The 20,987-nt window shown below is 36.8% G+C and carries 14 protein-coding genes and 1 pseudogene; all 15 read right to left on the bottom strand.

Features of this window, described 5'->3' with window-relative positions:
- Nucleotides 1-65 precede the first annotated feature (65 nt).
- Nucleotides 66-566: pseudogene (locus V7O61_RS05420) on the bottom strand (transposase); the annotation flags it as partial.
- Between the two features lie 317 nt (nucleotides 567-883).
- A complete protein-coding gene (locus V7O61_RS05415) occupies nucleotides 884-1,297 on the bottom strand; it encodes a hypothetical protein (protein ID WP_407282501.1) in 414 nt (137 codons plus the stop codon).
- An 811-nt stretch (nucleotides 1,298-2,108) separates the two neighbouring features.
- Entirely contained in the window at nucleotides 2,109-6,830 is a 4,722-nt protein-coding gene (locus tag V7O61_RS05410; RefSeq protein ID WP_407282502.1) for a VWA domain-containing protein, read from the bottom strand.
- Nucleotides 6,831-6,902: 72 nt separating this feature from the next.
- Complete coding sequence (locus V7O61_RS05405) at nucleotides 6,903-8,048, bottom strand: hypothetical protein (RefSeq protein ID WP_407282503.1); 1,146 nt, start codon at nucleotides 8,046-8,048, stop codon at nucleotides 6,903-6,905.
- 275 nt (nucleotides 8,049-8,323) lie between these two features.
- Nucleotides 8,324-9,499, bottom strand: a complete 1,176-nt coding sequence (locus V7O61_RS05400; RefSeq protein ID WP_407282504.1) for a hypothetical protein — start codon at nucleotides 9,497-9,499, stop codon at nucleotides 8,324-8,326.
- Nucleotides 9,496-9,900 (bottom strand): type IV pilin N-terminal domain-containing protein, encoded by a 405-nt coding sequence (locus V7O61_RS05395; RefSeq protein ID WP_288067795.1) that lies wholly within the window; start codon nucleotides 9,898-9,900, stop codon nucleotides 9,496-9,498. Before V7O61_RS05395 ends, V7O61_RS05400 begins: the two co-directional genes overlap by 4 nt.
- 8 nt (nucleotides 9,901-9,908) lie before the next feature.
- On the bottom strand, nucleotides 9,909-11,741 hold the full coding sequence (locus V7O61_RS05390; protein ID WP_288067796.1) for a type II secretion system F family protein: 1,833 nt from the start codon (nucleotides 11,739-11,741) through the stop codon (nucleotides 9,909-9,911).
- A gap of 16 nt (nucleotides 11,742-11,757) precedes the next feature.
- Nucleotides 11,758-13,407, bottom strand: coding sequence for a type II/IV secretion system ATPase subunit (locus tag V7O61_RS05385; protein ID WP_288067798.1), 1,650 nt, complete (start codon nucleotides 13,405-13,407; stop codon nucleotides 11,758-11,760).
- A 307-nt stretch (nucleotides 13,408-13,714) separates the two neighbouring features.
- A complete protein-coding gene (locus V7O61_RS05380) occupies nucleotides 13,715-14,194 on the bottom strand; it encodes a hypothetical protein (RefSeq protein ID WP_407282506.1) in 480 nt (159 codons plus the stop codon).
- Nucleotides 14,195-14,288: 94 nt separating this feature from the next.
- A complete protein-coding gene (locus V7O61_RS05375; RefSeq protein WP_288067801.1) occupies nucleotides 14,289-14,813 on the bottom strand; it encodes a type IV pilin N-terminal domain-containing protein in 525 nt (174 codons plus the stop codon).
- Nucleotides 14,810-15,511: a type IV pilin N-terminal domain-containing protein gene (locus tag V7O61_RS05370; RefSeq protein ID WP_288067803.1), complete on the bottom strand. Its 702-nt coding sequence runs from the start codon at nucleotides 15,509-15,511 to the stop codon at nucleotides 14,810-14,812. Before V7O61_RS05370 ends, V7O61_RS05375 begins: the two co-directional genes overlap by 4 nt.
- A 9-nt stretch (nucleotides 15,512-15,520) precedes the next feature.
- Nucleotides 15,521-16,018, bottom strand: a complete 498-nt coding sequence (locus V7O61_RS05365) for a type IV pilin N-terminal domain-containing protein (RefSeq protein WP_288067805.1) — start codon at nucleotides 16,016-16,018, stop codon at nucleotides 15,521-15,523.
- Nucleotides 16,019-16,654 (bottom strand): type IV pilin N-terminal domain-containing protein, encoded by a 636-nt coding sequence (locus V7O61_RS05360; RefSeq protein ID WP_288067807.1) that lies wholly within the window; start codon nucleotides 16,652-16,654, stop codon nucleotides 16,019-16,021.
- A 182-nt stretch (nucleotides 16,655-16,836) separates the two neighbouring features.
- Nucleotides 16,837-18,207 (bottom strand): PKD domain-containing protein, encoded by a 1,371-nt coding sequence (locus V7O61_RS05355; protein ID WP_407282507.1) that lies wholly within the window; start codon nucleotides 18,205-18,207, stop codon nucleotides 16,837-16,839.
- A 13-nt stretch (nucleotides 18,208-18,220) separates the two neighbouring features.
- On the bottom strand, nucleotides 18,221-20,899 hold the full coding sequence (locus tag V7O61_RS05350; RefSeq protein ID WP_407282508.1) for a PQQ-binding-like beta-propeller repeat protein: 2,679 nt from the start codon (nucleotides 20,897-20,899) through the stop codon (nucleotides 18,221-18,223).
- Nucleotides 20,900-20,987 lie beyond the last annotated feature (88 nt).

The raw sequence follows: 20,987 nt of genomic DNA, 5'->3' as shown, positions 1-20,987 counted from the left end.
TTTAGCAAAGCTATAGAAGAATATAAAATAAACATATAAAAGAATATCATAATTGGTTATAGATATTATATAAATTGATAACATATTGACATTGTAGAAATCCTTATTTTGGCAACAAGTATAACCTTGACATACCTGTCAAGGTTATAGTAGCTTGAATTAGACTTTTTTCAGTTGATTCCAATACTTTTTTGCCTTATCCCTTCACCACATTTTCTTTTCAGAATTGAGAACATAGTTTCAACCAAATTTCTGTTATGATACAATTCTCCGTCAAATTTTCATTCCATTTTTCTACGATGCTTTCCTTTGATCTTTTTTCATTTTCTCAAAGGTATCATAGCTATAGAATCCAGTTGTTCTCTTGTTATTGAATGTATGTCTTCTGAATAGTAGCCTTTATCCATTACATAATATTTGGATTTATGATTCTTATGGCATTGCTTCAGCAATGCCATTGCATGCTTTGCATCATGAACCGGTTTACCTGAGATCTTAAAACCAGTAATTATGAATTTTTCAGTATCAACAGAGATACTTATTTTCAGGAAAGATCTTCGTTTCTTTCAGAACTATTAAGTCATACACAGAACATGTTAGGGACTTTCCAGATAATCAATGAGAAAGCACTGAAAAAGCATGATATTGCAACGTATCATAAGATATACTTAATCTAAAAAATACCAAATATCTAAAAAGCAGCTGTTAATTGGCATTCAACAGCTAAATAGAGACTATCAAACTAGATTTTTGATTCTAAAATTCGATATTGAGAATTTGTAATAAATAACAACTCCTTGATTACATGTAGGAAGCTCAATTTCGCTATTTTACAAGTAATCAAGGACTATTTGTCTGATAAATTAAAAAACTGCGCAAATTATTAAGCAACTGTAATTACGCTATCACCTGCAATGGTACTTGTTCGATAAACGATGTTTCCACCTACATCTTCAATTCCAGAGACTTCGCCGGAGATTGAATATGTTCCAGCTGTAGCACTTGATGGCACAGTTACATCATAAACAACTGTCATAGTTTCGCTTGGACTTAAAGACCCAAGATAAATCCATTCGATGGTTGAACTTTTATAGATCATGTAACCACTATCAACTTCAGTAACTGTCCAGCCGGAAGGAACATCTTCATCTATTGCAGGAGCAGAAATATCTGCATCACCCACACAGGTCATAGTCATTGTAACCCTGAAAGTATCTCCTGCCTGAACTGTACTATCACTAATTGTTCTGTCCCCTGTAAGATCAGCATCTGCTAATGCAGGAGATACGAAAATCATAGTGCATACTAATGCCGCTAAGATTACTAAATAATTTCTTTTCATGCGTTTCTTCACTCCATTTAATTCAATTCCAAAATTCAGAACATCTTGTACAGACGAAATGTCCAATATATTATGTATAGATTTTAGAATTATTTTGAACATCTGCCCAACTACAGAAATAATAAACTTTATTCTGTGGATAAAAAAATTAGACATTATCACCAATAGTTAAGTTAAAGAATATAATAGTATTCAATTTATTAATATATATTATCCATTAGACTAAAATGACACTGTAGAAAACCTATCAAAATTCATATTAGTAAGATGAAATTAGGATTGTTCAGCACTGTCATGCAATACATTTCAAATTATTGGATACCCAAATAAACGACAGAATATGAAGAATTTCTACAGAGTCAAAAATAGGCATTTATAGTATATAACTATGCTTAGATACCAATACCACATAGGAATATTCTTTAACCCTACTATATGCCCACGAAAATAATTATGGAAGAGAAGAAGTTAGAAAGTCAATCATTAATGATATGTTCCATAATAGAAGCATTAATGTGTCACATAACATTCTTTTGTATGCTGGTGCTGGTTTTGGTAAATTTACTTTTTCTATGCACATTAAAGACTTGTTAGATAAGCACTTGTCCACTATGTCAAGAAGTTCTTTTTTCTGTCCGGCTGTAATCTCTGCGTTTTGTATTCTGACCTGAATAACAAAAAGTATGATCTACGACTATATTGTATGGGTTCAAGACTATCCTCTACTCCATTGTATTATAGGAATATGGTGCGGGAACTATTTAATTTATTGTGATTGTTTCTTTTCCTTCAGGCAAATAAAAAGCATGAGAGCACACGAATAAATAAGAGGTTTTGCTGTTGTGGTTTCAATACCACTAGGCGTTGGAATATCAGAATAGTAAATAGTTGCATGCACACTATAATTTGAGCTATTTGTGATAATATTGGCCTGTGAAGCATTCTCATTAAGAACAATAGTGAAATTCTTTGTTTCTGTTAAAAGCTCCGATGAATTGAATTGGCTATTGCAGGACACATTAAACGTAAAATTAGCATCCTGAGGAACATAGACAGGGGCAGAAATATTGCCCTCAGTGGTAAAACTGTAAAACTCAACCCCATCATAGTAATAATGGGGTACAGGATAACCACCAGCCCAATATGATGCACAATACATAATATCGGTAGAAGTCAAATAATCTAGTCCTGCAATAGTCTGATTCACAATAGGATCATAAATCGTGTATTCCGCAGAAGAATAAGCAAAGAACTTATGACCGTCATAAGTCTGAGTTTGAACAGGATACCCATTACTACGACAGGAGACATACATCATATACGCATCCTGACTAATTGGTGTTTTTTCTGTTACCTGCATTACTGAATCTGGCACATCCCCTAGGGAACCATTATCATAATTTGATATTGAAATATCAATATAGGATACATTCACTTCACTGAAATTGATACTATAATTGCCGGAGAGGTTGTTTTGAGAATAGCTTACGTTTGCAGCAGAATTCCACGGATTCCAATCTTTTTGTTTATGAACTAACAATATATTATCAATCTCAACTTTTGTCGATAAACTGGATGGTTGGTATGCATGCTCAAAAAGTTTTATAAAAATATTATGATTTCCAGAATAATTGGATACATACACTGACTCCTGCTTCCACACATTTGAAAATGGGATTATAGTCATATTATCATCCACATAGAATTCTAACTGGGCATATCCGCCGGGACATCCATTTGCATATGTTTGATTGTGGTAAAAAGTTACATATTCTACATTTGTCAAATTAACACTTTGTGTTAAAGAAATACTGGAATTTAGATAATTACGACCTGAACTGTCAGTTAAACTGGCATTTAGTTCACACCCATATATACCGGAGTAATTGTGCTTTTCTGCAATTTCATAATGAGAGCATCCTTCTGTACACACACTCCAGCCATATAGATCTCCGGTTTCAAAGCCACCGTTGGTTACATTATCATCGAATACATGAATATAAGATATCTTTGTTTCAGTTCCATAAGCAGTTCCATTTCCAACTGTCAGAGAAACATTATATATTCCGGGGGACGTATACGTATGAGTTACATTCTGTGTAACATAATCTACAACATTATCTCCATCAATATCCCACTCCCAAATATCCCCACTGGTTGATAAATCAGTGAAATTTACTGTAAATGGAGTGGAACCAGAATTACAATCAGACATGAAATTAACCCAACTGGAATCTGAGACCTCAAACTCAAAATATTCTTGCCTGATTATATCATCTTTTATTGCTTCTACTATTAATTCATAAGTACCTTCCTGTAAAAGATAAACGGTACTTCCTTCATAACTTCCATTACCCAAATTATTCAAATATATATCAGTTGTGTTTTGATCTGGCAATGTCATATAAGCAACTACACTAGCATTTTCAATTCCGCTTGTATTATTGTAGAGATTGGCTGCAATATTGACTTTCTCTCCAGTATAATATGCCTCCTTGTCAATACTTACATCAAATTTACTGGATGTGTTTACATCTACCAATAATACATATTCTTTGGTGGCCGAATACGTTGAACTCATGTTGTATGTCCAATTACCGGAAAGTTGTTTTTCTATCTTATAAACAACATAATCATCTGAATTAACATAGATAATTTCAGAATCATTTGTACCTGTAGAACTGCTGGAATTCAGAGAAACTTCCGTGCCGTTTGGATAGTAGAGTATCAAAGACAGACTGTTATCTGTTGTGCTTAAAGTTACTATATTTGAATCTTCGACATAGTCAAGACCATTTTCCGTTTCATTTTCATCCAGCAATGTAAGAGTGGATGTAGCCAATGATGCGGTTTCCACATCAGTGTCGGTAATGTAGAATATTAAATCTGTAGCATCGACCGAGTAATCAGTTGTAAAAGATCCTTCAATACTTTCTCCAGAAGATATTGTTCCTGTTTCTCTCTGTATTTGATATATGTCAGAGATGCACCTTCTGATTCTTATATAAGTCTCCATTATCACACAGCTTGCTTTTGTTTTATAATATTCGCCTCCAGTGGATTGAGCAATGCTTTTCATTAAGTCTTCATTAGCACTGTCACTATGAGCTATTGTATATATCGGCCATCCATTTGAGACATATGAATTAACGACCAAAGAAGGATAACTAGCTCTTCCATCACTCAATAGTATAGCCGTTTTAGTATGCGTAGATATAGCATTTGCTCCATTCAGCTGGTTGTATCCTGTGTTCAATCCCACACCAATATTTGTACCCCCTAAACTGTCGATTGCATTAATTGCGGATTTTAAAGAATTCCTGTTATTCCCAACATTACAAAGAGCTGCTCTTAAATGTGAATAAGAATCAAAATCCACAACTGCTATCTGATCATCATCGTTTGCCAAGTCCACAAACAACCTTGCGGCCATTTTTCTTAAATTATTTGGATCTGTCGATGTCATACTTCCTGAACTATCTATCACAAGCGCAATATCTGCAAGTCCGTCACCCAGATTCAGTACGAGATCTTTTTCGTTTGTGCTTGCGGTGTTTGAAACTCCGAATTTACTGTATGTGAAACTTACTTCAAGGTCATGCCTTCCTGGGTTGTACTGTGCAGGGTCTACAGTCAGCCGGTAGACACTCTGGGAAAGACTTACCATGGAAATCGATTCTGCAGCCACCCCACCTATGCTTATTTCAAAATTCTGGGCTGTTGGGGCTGCAAACGGAGCATATGAGAAAGGAATGCTTCCGTCAAGCACCATGACGTTGAATTGAATGGTGTCCGATTCATCTTCTACAATCATATCAATAGGTGTTATTTCCAGAACAGTTGGAAGAGTATGCACCTGATTGCTTCCATCCAGCTGCCCGTCATAGTAGTTTGATGCCAGTTTTAAGTGTTTTGTAGTTCCATCCATCCCGGAATCATCTATTTCAAGTTTCCATATCTCAGTGGAATCACAGTTGTACCCGATATTCTCACGAATAAGGGGACTGGCACACGGCAGGGTTTCAACTGTTGTTGTGAATCCTACGGGGCTCAGGTCAACATCAATGTTTGCAGCAGTTTCCCACCAAACGGAAGTGAACACATCCCCATGACGACTATAATTACTTCCTTCCTCTACAGGTATCAGGAATATCGCCGACCCACCTGCAGGAACGGAATAGTCCAGTGTTTCTACATCATCCAGGGAAAGCTGGAAGTCCCCTGTTTCATCCAGCCCCGATACCACAATAACTGTTTCGTCATGTTTGTCAGCATTGGTTACGGTTGTATTGGAATTAACATCAGAATTCGTGGGGTCGTTAATGTATCCCCTTACCGCAGCTTTGCCATCAGCAATACGAATGGAATTAACATAGAAATCCTCATCAAGACTTACATCAAAAGCATCGGCAGTAGATTCTATCCTGTAATAAGCCGATGACCACTGATCCATATTTGCCTGTGAAAAAGAATGACTGCCTCCACTGTAAGTATATGAGTCCACTGGATTTATCTGTATATCCAGAGCATCATACCCCCAACTCTCATTTTGTGAACGGTCGTCTACATAGTTAGCAATCAGCCAATTGCTGAAGACCTCTTCAAAAGTAACTCCCGCAGGAAGAGCATCTTCTACGGAATCTATTCCCGTATCGCTATCAGTGAGGATGTCGGATATTATAGCATTGCCACCGTACTGCTCACTGAGGTACCATGTGAAAAGAAATGAAGAACCGTATTGTGCATCTCTGACTGTACCCTCATCGTATTGTAGCCAATTAAGGTTAACTTCCGAATAGTTTTGTTCAAACCAATAGATTCTTGCATCAAGACTGTTAGTTTGAGGAACACCAAATAGTGCTAATTGACTGTATTGTGCTAGACCCTCGTTGAGCCAGAGTTCTTCATCATCGTTATAGTAGTAATTTGACAAATGGGTAAGTTCATGTGGCAACGTTTCTATGTGGTCTACCCTATTTATGTTAAAGTAAATCATGTCTTTATGATTGCTGTTATTTACATTAAGTTGATCACCTTGCCTGAAGTATCCAAATGGTGCTTCATCTACAGGACGTCTAGAATTCAAATCAAGTATTAGAATATATATTTTTGAGTCACCATCAACATCTGGAAATTCTGCATTTAGCTGGTTTTCTATGAAATCTATGGAATCATCCACGGTTTCACAAACAGTAGTGAGTTCTGACATGGAGATTGAATAACCGCTTTCAATGTATATGTAGGCTCCATCGCAATTAACAGATGTGTTTAATTCTGCAGTTACGTTTTCCCAAACAGAGGGAGTAACTCCAGAGTTATTAACCCAGAAATAATCAATTTGATTTGCCATTGCTAGGCTTTTCACCTGTGGAGTTAAAGGGTCATTATTGCCTTGATCAGCAAGTCTAGGACCAACTTCGTCCGGTAAATATGTAGCCACGTAATACGAGCCATCTACATAAGTTATATTATCATTTGTATTTCCCATCCCTGTCCCTGATAACATGAAAATTATCAGCAAAACTTGAGCTATATGCACCATTTTCATATTTTTATCTCCTTATTCTAACCAAAAAGAATCACCAACATTATAAGAAACGATATTTTTTTCAGATTCAAATGCAGTTTCATCCCCTACTACGAGAGACCAATGTGACAAGATACCGTTGCCCCACGTGTGCAGTTCAACATTGTAGGTATTGTTTTTGATTGCTGCACAAGGTGGTTTTACAATATCCTGATAATTTGCTGGATTTTCCCCACTTGGAGACTCATGAGGAATTTCACTGACACTTACTAGAATTAGAGAATCAAAAAACGACAGATACAAACCTGAAACCTCAATAGCATTGGTTTCATCGTCAATAACAGGTTTTTCAAATTCAAACATGCTGGGGAAGCTACTCCACATTCCAAATGTGGTTCCATTTGGACTAACTACTATTGATACACTGGTGGAAGAACCATCCCATTTAGACGTTGCCGAATACACTTCGTACCCTTCAAAATATTCATAAAACAAAGGACTCAGACTCTTCTCTGAAACGGTGGAATCATATTCATATTGTGTTTCATCTGCAAAGATTTCCTCAGCCTTCTCAATCGCAGCTTCTTCCAATTCAGGAGTCCATGACTGTGTGAACTGATAATCAACTTCAGTATAATTCCCTGAAACTTCGTCTGTCTCATTTGCTTCGATAAACTTGCTGGCAGCACGAACACCCCATGAATCATAACCTTCAACTAACAGGACATTTGTTTGCGAATTCCATGGATTGGTGATTATTTCAATCGAGCCGTTACCTTCTCCCTGAAATGTCCTGTTCTCGCTGATAGTATAGCTGAGATTGTAAACTTCACCAAACATTGTGTTGGAATTGCGGTTTCCCATCACAACGATATTTGAAGATTTTCTGTCGTCATCTGTGATGTTAGAATACTGTATGATATCGGAATCTGGAAATGCATTTTGTAGTCTTAATGCTGACATGTAATCAAGGAAAGTGATTCCATCCTGAACAGCAATCAGGGTATTTTCATTTGCAAGTGTAGAAATATCTGAAAGGTTCAGGTTTCTTGGAGAAAGTTCCGGTTCGGTTTGTGATTCGTTGCTTGCATTTTGAGTTCCGTTTGTATCTATGCAACCGGACGAGAATGTGAGCAGGAAGAGAAGCATTAGAAGCAGCAATTTGGATTTTGTATTCATGCGATCACCCCTATATCCATGAATCATATTTTTTGAAATGATGCATCGACATAATTTATATTAAGAATAAAGTATTTATATTAGTTTCTGTTATTTAAATATGCAAAAATACAGTATAGCTATTGGCTTGTTAGATAACATAAAAAAATATGAACCAATAAAACATATTTAAAGATTTATTTCCAGTATTCATACTACATGTTAAACATATAAAAAATATAATTACATATTCGAAAATAATAAAATAGAATTAGCAAATAGCAACAATCCCCCAATCAAGGAATCGTTATCGTTACATCAGAACTACTCATCCTGACACTCATATTGTAGAAAGATGCTCTGACAAGACCATCGTCCAGTATTTCCACATCTCCCTGAGTTGAAAGGTAACTGTACCAGGCACTTGGATACTCAGAGCATATCGTAAGATTTGTTACTTCTACAAATGGGTAAGTTTTTTCTTCATGGTCTTCAACCTGAAGGTTTACGGTGGAAATGCCATTTCCGCCCATACTGTCGGCAACTCCAACCACATTGAATGTCTGGATATTCAGAAGCTTTGTATCTTTATCCACTGTGATGAAAGGTCTGGATCTTACCAGTGATTCATTGCTTGTGGATTGCTGCAATATTACAGCTCCGTTTTCAAAAATGAAATCCTGATCTATCCAGAAGTTATTTGATGAACTGTATTTAAAAGACCCTGTTGTAAAATTCATAATTTTGTTCTTGGTGTATCTTATCTCAGAATATTCATATGGAGGTAATTTTTCGTATTCTATCAGGAACGAGCCGTCAAGCATGAGAGTGAATGGTGTTTCAGCATCTTCTAACATGTCCGAAAAACCATAAACCGGACTTAAAATGTCGAATGTGAAAAACTCATCAGTATCTACTAAAGGAGTTGGAACATAACCATAAAAAAAAGGGTTTCCATCATGATAAGTCTCTATAAATAAAGTACTATCACCAGTCCACTCAGCAGAAAGATTATTGTCATTATCCATATCAATTTCATAAGTGACAGGAAGACCTCTTTCTTTTACAAGGAAGAAAGATGAAACAGATGTTAAGTTATCTAAAGGAGTGAATGAAACTGAATAAAATCGGTTCTCAGGTTCTGCTACATTGATCATTGAAATATTTAACCAGCTACTGTTTGGATCAACTGTCAATGTTCCACTTGAAGAAACAGAGGGACCATATGGCATTTCCTTGCCTCCTAAAGGAATCTGGACCTTTTCGTTTGAAGTTCCTGAAGCAGCAAGTGACGCTATTTTTACAAAACTGTCTCTCACTTCCTGCATGTGCTGGATGTCATTTTCAGAGCCCAGTGAAGGTACATAGTAAGCATTGATGGCAGAAATGAACGTTGTTAGGACTGCAAGAATCAAAATTGCAGCTATTACCGTTGAAACTGCATCGCTTGATGAAACCAGTTTTCTGATCATACTCTTCTGACCTCACCTATAGCTATTATTGCCTTCTGATGAATTACCGTGACTTTTACGTCACTCATATTGATACTTGAAGCAGTACTTGAACTAAGATATAATGTATCCGGGAATTTCCAGAAGCTTTCATTGCTAAGCTCAGTTAACCTGTAATCCTTTTTATCAAAAATGTTGGAAGCATTACTGATCTCAATCCGCACATCATTGGTCCTGATAGGATCTCCTCCAACATGTGTAATATCTATTACACCGATGTCAGTCTGGTTAAAACTCATTTCAACTTCAAGGTGAGGTGGACGTTCGTCCGGCAGAAGAGCATATATACCTATTGAAAGGACTGCTGCCAGGGTCACAACCATTGCAAGTTTGAGTACTTCACCAATCATTTCCGAAGCCATTTTTCCACCTAGTAATTCATAAGCATTGTAAAGCAGGCAAAGGTAATTGCAAGGAATATGACAGAATGCTTAAGACCTGAAAAGAGATTACCATGAGCCATTTCACCAAGTATCAGACCTGAAAAGAAACCTAATATACCACATGTATTGAACATAGTCGAGGTAATCTGATCGACATTAAGCATATTATCGCCGCCAAGCCCTGACATTGAAGGTATGAACTGTGTTGAGAATGAATAACAGACATACATAAACGTTCCAAAAGCAATGTAAACGGTTGCCAGGTAAATGAAACCCGTATGGAACCTGTCATCTCTGAGTTTAAGCATGTTCTCGGTATCTTCTGCAGCTATTAGAAGCACGTCTCTGGTATCATCACTTACCTCAGTAGCCTTTACAAGAAGAGTTACTGCCCTTCTAAGAGCCGGAGTTCCAATCCTGTTCTCAAAACGTGAAAGGGCATCCTTCATCTCACCGCCCCATTCCATATCCAGCCAGACCCTTTTTACTTCACCTGACAATAATCCCACATCAGATTTCAAAAGGAGACTTATTGCATGGTTTATGGGGATGCCCATCTCATTTACTTCAGCAAGACGCCTGAGAAAATCCGGGACAGCTTTGTCAAGTTTTGATAGTTTTCTCATCTTATATTCATGGGCAAGTGATACCGGAAGCAAAGCAATGATTATAGACAGGACTATCTGCTTGTTCAGGTCATCCGATGTCATCAAAAAAGGAAGTGTCATTAACGGAACGCTCAGAATAAAAGCATAGACTGGTTTTTCAAGTATCGGTGCCAGAGGGTTCTTTAATTTACCAATTATTTTTCTTTTCAATTTTTTATTATTGTATTTCTTAAGGTTTGATTCATAATTTTCTTCATCTATTTCCTCTTCATCCATTTGCTGTGACTTTCTCTGCGTCTCCCTGTTTACATAATGAATTCCAAGTTCTTCTTTTGGAGAAATGGAATCAATAAGCACAATTAGTGCAATAGAACCCAAAGGCAGACCAAGGTATAATGCCTGGAACAAATATGAGGTCTGGCTGAGATTGAGCAGACCAATGGTCACAAGTGTAATGAGTAAAAATATTGGGACTGCAACAAAGGCAACCACATATACTTCAGAGATAATCTCCAGTGTTTTTATAAACATTTCCTGGGTTTTTTTCGCATGCAGGAAATATTGTTCGGTTTTAACAGCAAAATACTGATGAATGTCACTTCCACCCTGTATCATTGGGACGAGGTTTTCAAGAAAATCATGAAATGTCCTGGAAGGAGTATATTTTGCAGTGTTTTTCACGGCTTTTACAAGGTCATGACCCAGAAGCTCCACATCCCTCACTATATAAAGAGCCTCGGTTGCAATTTCACCATATATATGTGGATTCTCCGCCAGTTCCTTGATAGTTTCATAAATTGGGGTTCCACCTTTTGTCATTCCATAGCAAAAAGATGAGGCATGTGGTAACAGTACATCTATTTTGGTTGCACGTGAATAAGCAATGAAACGTGGATACTGGAGATAAGACCAGTAAACAAGGCAAGCTGAGACAATTGGGAGAACGGCATATGTAATACTTGAAAATATTACTCCCTGATATGTTTTTAGTAAACCGAATATTGGGATATCCACCAGATACTGCATTAGAAACAGAGATACAAGTACAGTTGTATAGGTCTGAAACGCATATAATGCTCCCTGCTCAACATATGTGGAGTAATGTATATCCATTCTTGCCGATCTGAGACTGGTTATAAGATAATCATACTTATCAGAACGCTTTTTTGCGTATCTCCTGACAAAACTAAAGTTTATCAGTGAATCATACATGTTAGAAAACTCCATGTCATAACTCACCTGAATCCAACAATCTGATTACTTTTTCAGGATCCTTGTTGTAAGAATTAATCAAACGAATAAACTGGTAATAATCCCTGATACCTTTTTCAAGCATCAAATCAAGAAACATGGTTCTTCGTTTAAGTTCTTCATTGACTCTTGATTCAGACCAGCCTAATTTGTGGCCTATATCATGAAGAACTTTTGAACTTTTAAATTCAAAAGAGTCCTTTACCGGATCCCACAAAAAAGTATCTTTCAATTTGATGCCATTTGTTACACCAATTACTTCTGATACATGTGACGCTTTTCTTTTTTCTATACCATTTTCGTATATGTTGGACTGCATGGAAATAATGTCCAGTGCACTGAACATTGCAGGTGGTACATTTATGGGAGGATTTGTAAATCTGTTAATAACTTCCTGTGGTGCACCTGCGTGGAATGTAGAACATGTTGCATGGCCTGCATTCATAGCCTGGAAAAGGGTTTGTGATTCACGACCCCTGACTTCTCCTACCAGCAAATATTCGGGTCTTTGCCTCAGTGATGCACGCAAAAGGTCTTCCAGATCTATAGTACCCATTTTGTTTACTGCTAATCCATCTCTTGTTATCGTAGATATCCAGTTCTTATGAGGGAGATTAATCTCAGGGGTATCTTCAAGAGTGACTATCCTGATATTCATAGGAATGAAAAGGCAAATTGCGTTTAGCGATGAAGTCTTCCCGGTAGCAGTACCACCACAAAAAAGGATACTTTTTCCGTGTTCCATGCAGAACCAGAAATAAGCCATCATTTCCGATGAGAATGTATTCCAGGAGATCAGATCAAGAGGCGTTAGTGGCACTTTTTTTTGCCTGCGGATGCTGAAGGAACTTCCTCTGGGGCTTATATCGTGGCCATATGTGATATTAATACGAGAACCATCACGCATTATTGTGTCCAGTATAGGAGTTGATCTCGAAAGATGCCTAGAACTTTGCTGTGCTATCAGTGTAACAAAGTGATCAAGATCTTCATCATTTGAAAAGACAACATTGGTTTTGATATTCCCATATGCTTTATGGTAAACGAATATCGGGATGTTGACTCCATTACACCACACATCCTCAATCTTGCTGTCTTTCATAATTCCGCTTATGGAACCAAAGTCGATAAAATCACGTTTAAGGTAATAATAGATTTTCTCAAATGTCCTTGCCTGAAGATCAAAATATTCTGTCAGTGTACGCTTTGTGTTTTCTCTCAGAAGTTGATAGCGATCAATTGAAGTGAGATCTGACTCGCCTTCAATGTTTGAAATTGTCATTTGGTCTCCCATGACATTATTGAATTCTTCAAGCAATGTTTTTTCGAATTTGTTCAGTTTTGGTTCAACCAGATGATAATGAATTGCATTCTTCTGTTTATCCTTCAATATACAGACAAGACAATATGGCTCATCTACCCAGTAACGTTCCAGTTCTTCCATGTGAGACGGAGCTGTAAAAGAGACAAGGTCATCTATTATTTCAGACATATCAAAAAGCAAATCATCGTTTCCCCTGGAGAAATGAGCGGTAATTCCTTTCATGATGTCAGATTTTTCCGGCATGCTGGCCGATGCGATAATTTGCATTACTGAACTGTTAAATTTATTGATGATTGCCTTCATATACAGAACCCCGTTTTTTTCGTTTTTAGTCCAGTTAGCTGATTTAATTTATTGAATTTGAAGCAGGATTAATTGCTGTTTCAAATTATTTGATCTACTGCAATACCAGGACATCCGACATTGCAGCACATATGCAAAAATCAATTGCAATAGTTACATAGTCAGGACTGAAACTGCAATTTAGTAGAAAATATGTGTGACAGGTTCTATAAAAAAAAGAGTATTTGGATTAGAAATAGTACCTTTTTAGCTAACAAACCTGTGAAATTAACCGAGCTTATTTTTGCTATGACCAGAAACTATTGTATTAGAAAAAGTTCATTATATGTCGGGAGAATGATGTGTAAACATTTATTCCCGAATTATCTACAATTTCACCCTGAATAATTGTTACAGGAATTCTGATACCTGCTCCAATACCTAATTTGCTGTTATCAGAACAAGCAGCAATGCTAATTTTAAGAGAAATATTACCAGATGTAACTTCTGGTGGACTACAAGTTACTGTAACTTCTTTTGTCATACCCGGTGAAAGGTCAAAAGATGATGGAGAAATTCTGATAAGGTCAGAGTATTTATCATCTGTATAAACAGTATAAGTCGAAAACTCATTACCATTGTTAATGATGCTAATGTTTTTCTGGAAAATCCCTTCTTTCAAATCAAACTCAAGGTTGTGCGGGGATGCTCCCACCGATACAGCTGATGTAGTCTGAACTAAAAGAAGGACAGAAAAAATAGTTAGTATTGATTTAAAGGCTAGTTTTTTAGTGCTATAATAAGTCACAAATAATAATATATTATTAAATAATATATAATTTTTGGGGTAGCAAATAATTTCAGGATTTAGATTTCAAAATGCAGAAAAATAGAATGGAACCTTAAGGCTCCATTACAATATTAGTGGAAAATACAGTATTTTCAGTGTTCACATCAATTATTGCAATCTCAAACGTCTCACCGACATAAATCCATTGCTGACCCAGTACCGGAACCTTCTCACCATCTGAATTTGTATCGAAATCAAACTTGTATGTCGCAGTTTGACCTGGTTGTAAGGCTATTTTATCCATTCCATCTCCTCTATTCTCCTGCTCTGCTGGATAGAAAGTAAGATTTTCGTTTGAAAGATAGCCGGTCATTTTTGGAATACCATGAGAAATCATAATCTTGATGTCTTCCTTATAGATAACATCTCCACCCATATGCTTTATAGTAATAATTCCATCTGATTCCGAACATGCTACGTCAAAAACAGCACTAGTAGGGTCATCTTTTGTCTGAACACTACCCGCAAAACTACTGACGGCAGCAGCAAGGATCACTGTCACAACAATCATCAACATGACACCAATTACAGGACTAACTGCACTGTCATTACCAATTGATTTTCTGTTTGCTTTCATCCAGTCACCACCACATCTTTCGTGAAAATAACCTTGTTAGTTGGCATATGAACAATCTTTATAGTTACAACATCACCAGCATGGATTGTTCGAGTACTTATATCTAAACTTCCACTACCATCGCCATCGCACCAATCTGCAAACATTGCTTGCATTCCAGTTTTATACTTGCCACCAACATAGCAATCATAAATTCCGTCATCTTCATTCCAAAAATAATCTGAAAAATAATTAGAATATTCATCTGCAACCATAGTCATTCCAGGTTCCATTATAAATTCTCCGAAAAACTGACCTGATGTTGCAAAATTGCCAAGGTTCCAGAAAGGCGAGGTTCCTGCTCCACTAAATGCACCAGAAAATGTGTTATTCGAATTTGGTAAAACTTCCATTGTTTTAATATCTCCACGAGCATTCGGATTTATTGTTATAATCTTCAGATCAGAAGTTGGTATCTTATCACCTGTGATCTCCGTAATTGCAATATAACTCATATTAGCACTATTATTGTAAGGTATATCCACACGCATCTCTACATCAAATGAAGCAGAAGGTACAGCCTCTGAGCCTTTCAACATGCCAGTACTGTAGGAACTGACGGCGGCTGCAAGGATAACGGTGACAACAACCATTAGCATCACACCAATTACAGGTGATGCTGCCGACAAATTATTTATAAATTTATTTGACTTTTTCATTGTTTCACCTCAGGGTAGTAGTGTGATTTTAGTAGAATAGATAGTCTGACCTGAATTTAAGTCTATGATAGTTATCCTGAAGGGCTCACCTAGTTCCACTTCCTGGAATATTTCCTCTCCATCGAAAGTTACGAAATCATTAGATGAGGAATGTGTGAAATTGACCTTTGCTTCATCCCCGGGATTTAAAAAATTGCTATTCGAAATAAATGTAACATTATCAGAATCAATAAATCCTGATGTTGAAGGATATCCTGACTCTATTTCTACCCGTATATTCCTCCTGTCAATTGTATCGCCGCCCATATGCTCAAGATGAACAAAACCATCCTGAATAGATGCTTCGGCCATCAATGTAACCTGAGGTGCCATTTCCTGAGATTTCATACTGTTAGAATATGAACTCACAGCAGCAGCAAGTATGATCGTAACAACAATCATCAGCATCACGCCAATAACAGGAGATACTGCATTTCTATCAGAAAAAAATCTATGATCTTTATTCAATCAGACCACCTCTACATCAGACTCAAAAATTACTTTCCCACTTGGAATATCCACAAGGCTAACCGTAATAAAATCACCAGAACTGATATTTTCCCAACCAGATATTACGGCTTCTATACCAGTGTCATAACTAGATACATCATTTTCATTGCAATCAGCAATCATCACAACACCGGGTCTGAGAATGTAATTCCCAAAATTAACCTCCTCGTCCTGTCCAAACTCTCCAATTGCAGGGTTGCTCCAATAAGGAGAAACACTAGTAATAATTGGAGTATTACCATTAACTACATCCGTATTATCCACATTTGGATAAACTTCTTTCAGATAGAAATCATTGTTACCACCAGTGTATGAGGTTATTATCTTGAGATCTTTTGTATCAATGGAATCTCCAGTTATCTCTTTGATTTTCATAAAAGAAATATTTTCACCTCCGATATCCACCCCTTTTTTTATCTGTACTTCAAATGTAGCAGAGGGAGCTGTTTTTGTGCCACTCACAAGCCCACCGCTGTATGAACTTACTGCAGCAGCAAGGATAACAGTGACCACCACCATGAGCATTACACCAATTACAGGCGAGGCAGCGAGATTATTATCTAAAAATGTTTTTCGTTGTTTCATATGTATCATATGTAACTCCACCTTACAATATCATGAAAAATCGAAGAATATTCGTTTTTACAAAAATAGGTCATTATTAGATGTATATAAACCACATAATTATGATTAGATATGTTAGCTTTTATGAAAAAATAGGTATGAATTAGTTAAAATAAAGAAGAGGGAAAAATCCCCCATAGTGAAAATTATTTTCAGCTTATTTCAGCCCAGAAAACAAGCTTTCCTTCCATTGAACCTATGCCAATAAAATCATCAGGTACATTCAGGGCTGCCTGCACAGTTTTTGTGGTTTCAGATTCAACAAGGTTTGAGTACCCGTCCCATGTACCGGAATTTAGCATAAGACCATCAACATATAAATCCTTTGCAACATCTGTCACCTGAGCTGTAACAGTGGCATCGGCTGCGCCTTTATTTTTAATGTGCAAAGTGTGCTCATCACTAACCTCACCAGCTGAAAGTGTACCGAAATTCATTGTACCCGGAGTAACCTCTATAGATATTGAAGGGATTATAGTTGCACTTAGCGAAACTGATGTGGCTTCATAGGAATTGTAAGAGTCATCATCTTCTTCATCACTAACAGTGATGTAAGCTACTTCAGTTAGTGCATCACTATTGCTATCATCGTCATAAATTATCAATTTTACAGTGTAAGAACCATTTTCTGTATAAGTATGAACAGGATCTTGCTCAGTAGAATCAATAACGTTATCTCCGTCAAAATCCCATTGCCACGCACTTACATTTCCTGAAGATTGATCTGTAAACTGCACCGATAGCGGTGCTTGCCCTGAAGTTATATTTACAGTAAAATCTGCTTCCAGTGAAGTTCCACTGCTTCCACCACCGCTTTTAATAGTAATATAATCAGTCTTTGTTTCCACATCACTGTCACTATTACTAGATGATATCAATTTTACAGTATAAGTACCAGCACTCTGGTAGGTGTAAACTGGATTCTGTTCTGTTGAATCAATTGAATTATCACCATCAAAATCCCATTGCCACGATGTAGCATTCGTTGATTTGTCAGTAAACTTTACTGTCAAAGGCACTTTTCCTGATGTAATATTTGCAGTAAAATCCGCTATTACTTCGGGAGTACTGGTTTCTGAACTTACAGTCACCTGTGTATCACCGAGCACTGTAATGTAATTATAAGCTTCTGGAGCAACATATCCTGAAATAGTGTAAACACCATCATCCGTATCATCAGGAACCATTACTGAATACTCAACTGTTTTTGATTCACCTGATTGCAACATACTTACCCATGCCCATTCAGTTGTATTCACATTAAAAAGACTACCATCGTTATCTAATGATCCAATTGTCCAGCCATCTGGCAGCGTCTCACGGAGAAGAGGACCGATGACATCAGCATTCATTTTTAGAGTCACACTCACATTGAATGTCTCCCCAGGAGTAACATTCATATTAGATATTTCTCGCACTGCAGTTATATCACCTGCCGCATAAGCAGGAGTTGAAAGTGACATTACGAGACACAGAAATGTTGGAAAAATAATATAAATATGTACTTTTTCTTTAACCATCATACTATCTCCTTTTTTATTGTACTAACCAATCATGAATTAATTCTTGAAATCGATCTCCTGTTAACTCTTCACCTGTTTCAGGCACAGGAGTCATTGTGAGCCAGCATTTGACTGCAGCATGAAACTCATCCCCTGTGATAATGATGCCTTCATCGGAATCTATATCATTCCAGGGATTCCAATCAGTTGAATTCTGTTCTGTAACAGTTATGTAAGACTTTTTTAGTTCAATATCACTACCTTTGGAATTGCTCACCTTTAACGAGACAGCGTACACCCCAGATTGATTGAAAACGTACACTGGATTTTGTTCAATAGAATCAACAGTACCATCATTTTCAAAATCCCATTCCCAGGATGATGCATTAACAGAAGCATCGGAAAAAGCCACTGATAATGGAGATTCTCCTATTGTTACATTTGATGTAAAGGCTGCTTTTGGTAGTATACTTGTACTGAGATTCCCAAATGCATACACCCTTCCATCATCACCGATCGTATATACAATTCCATCAGAAATAGCAGGAGAAGCACCCCCACCATTATAGCTCCAAAGAACTTCTCCTGAAAAAGCATCTAGAGCATAAGTATAGTCATAACTGAAAGAAGTCTTCGTTTTTCCAACAAACACCTTTCCACCAGCTACAGCAGGAGAATTACTCCAACCACCAAGGTCATCATCATCTTCATCGGTTTCCCATACAGTTTCACCAGTAGTAGCATTAAAACAATATACTCGACGTGTACTATAGCCACCAGTTAAGTATATGTTACCATATGCACAAGCAGGACAAGAATCAGTTCTTCTTATTGTTTTTTCCCACAGAACAGTGCCATCATGTTTGTCCATTGCATAAATACCACCATCTCCATACCAATTATATTTCGTGAAATATACAATATCATTGTAAATACTTGCAGTCCCACTAGGTTCATTATAAACTGACTTGTGCCATATCAACTCTCCTGTATCTGCATCAACACAATAGAGATCACCTTTGTTCTCTTGCATCTTGCAAGATGCAAAATACACCATCCCTTCAGAATATGCAGGCGTAACAAGTGCATTGCCATTTACTTTATAAGACCAAATCTCTGTTCCATTTGACTCATACGAACAATAGTAATGACTTCCAGAATAATCTCCCACATAGACTTTTCCATTAACAATCATGTTTCCTCCGTTAACAGAATCATATCTTGCACAGGAAACATTGCCATTATAATAACATGGAGAAGCCCATGAGGAATAATCTGCACTTCCAGAACCATAACCTCCCACATATTCCCCTGTATACATATCAAGTGCTTTTATTTCAGGACCGTCAATGGTAGCATACAACCCGTTTTCATCGCAGTTTACAAACACTTTACCTTCAGCTACAACTGGCGAAGAACTGGTAACCGCATCGATAGCAGCGCTTACCCATAATAATTCATTTGTATCAGGTGCATTTCCAGGATAAAAACCAGTATGCTCCACATCCTTATGGAATTGATACCAGTTAAAATCAATATTTTCATACTCAGAAGAAACTGATTGTACCAATACATTATTATTTTCATTTGACTCATTTATCTTGCAATTATAATCAACTGTTGTCACAACCTGATAGATTCCATATTCAGGAGGAAGCCATGTGAAAGCAACAGAAGTGTTTTCACCTGCTTTGAGGGAGGTTACTATCTGATATGCAAGTTCGTTACCATCTATTGCCAGTGAAACTCCAAAACTACCCGCATCCGAGGTTCCGCTGTTCTCAATGCGAACTCGTATTCTGTTTGGTTGTTCTGCAACTACAGTTTCGGAATCAAAAGATATTGGTACAAGATCTGAAGCATTACCATTATCATCTGAAACATAATTTTCAAATTTAGCCATTAAAGGATAATTATCTTCAACAATAGAATCTAAGAATGCATATGACGTATCACCAATACCATCCTGATTCAAATCGTCACCATCATATGTATCCCAATAATTTCCAAGAAAAGTGGTATAGTTAGAGTTGTTGATAAAGTATGAATAGAAATCAGTAGTATTCCAAATAACTGATGAAGGTGTAATACTTGCTACAATATCAGCATCGTTTGAATAAAAATTATTTAAATATATTTTATTGCCACTACCAGACCCCCATAAATCAATAGCACAGGTGTTGTTCTGGAAATTGTTCTTTGATACAGTATTAGACTTACTACCAATATAAAGACAAAGTGCAACACAATCGTTATCTGAAAAGACATTTCCCGTAAATGTACCTCCATTACCTAAACTATAAATGGCAAAATAATCTCCAGTGCATTTTTTAACGATGTTATTTTCAAAAACAAGATTATCACTGCCTTTACTAATGAAAATTCCATATTTATGGGTCAAACTATCAAATATACAATTGACGATGTTACAATCATCTGCTTCCACTTCAACACCATTAGAACTATTAATTACAGATACCCCTTCAAGTGTACAACCGGAAGCCTGCATTTCAATATTATCTCCAGAAAGATCAAATATTACATTTTTAGGATCAGAACCAACTATATAAATATCATTTTTAGTGAAGTCTATTTTTCCATAGGTCCCATCCTCAAGATATATTGTGTCACCTGATAATGCATTGGAAAGTGTGTCTGAAAGGGTGGAATCATTTGTAGCAGTCCAGACTGTAGCAGAACATGATACTGTCATTAACAGAAATACTAAATTGATTAGTATAATTTTACAGAACCTTTTTCCTTTTCCAATTAACATTCTTCCCCCTACAACACCTATCGAA

It is taken from the genome of Methanolobus sp. WCC1, assembly GCF_045690315.1.
GTDB lineage: Archaea > Halobacteriota > Methanosarcinia > Methanosarcinales > Methanosarcinaceae > Methanolobus > Methanolobus tindarius.
This window is presented reverse-complemented; position numbering and strand designations above follow the sequence as displayed.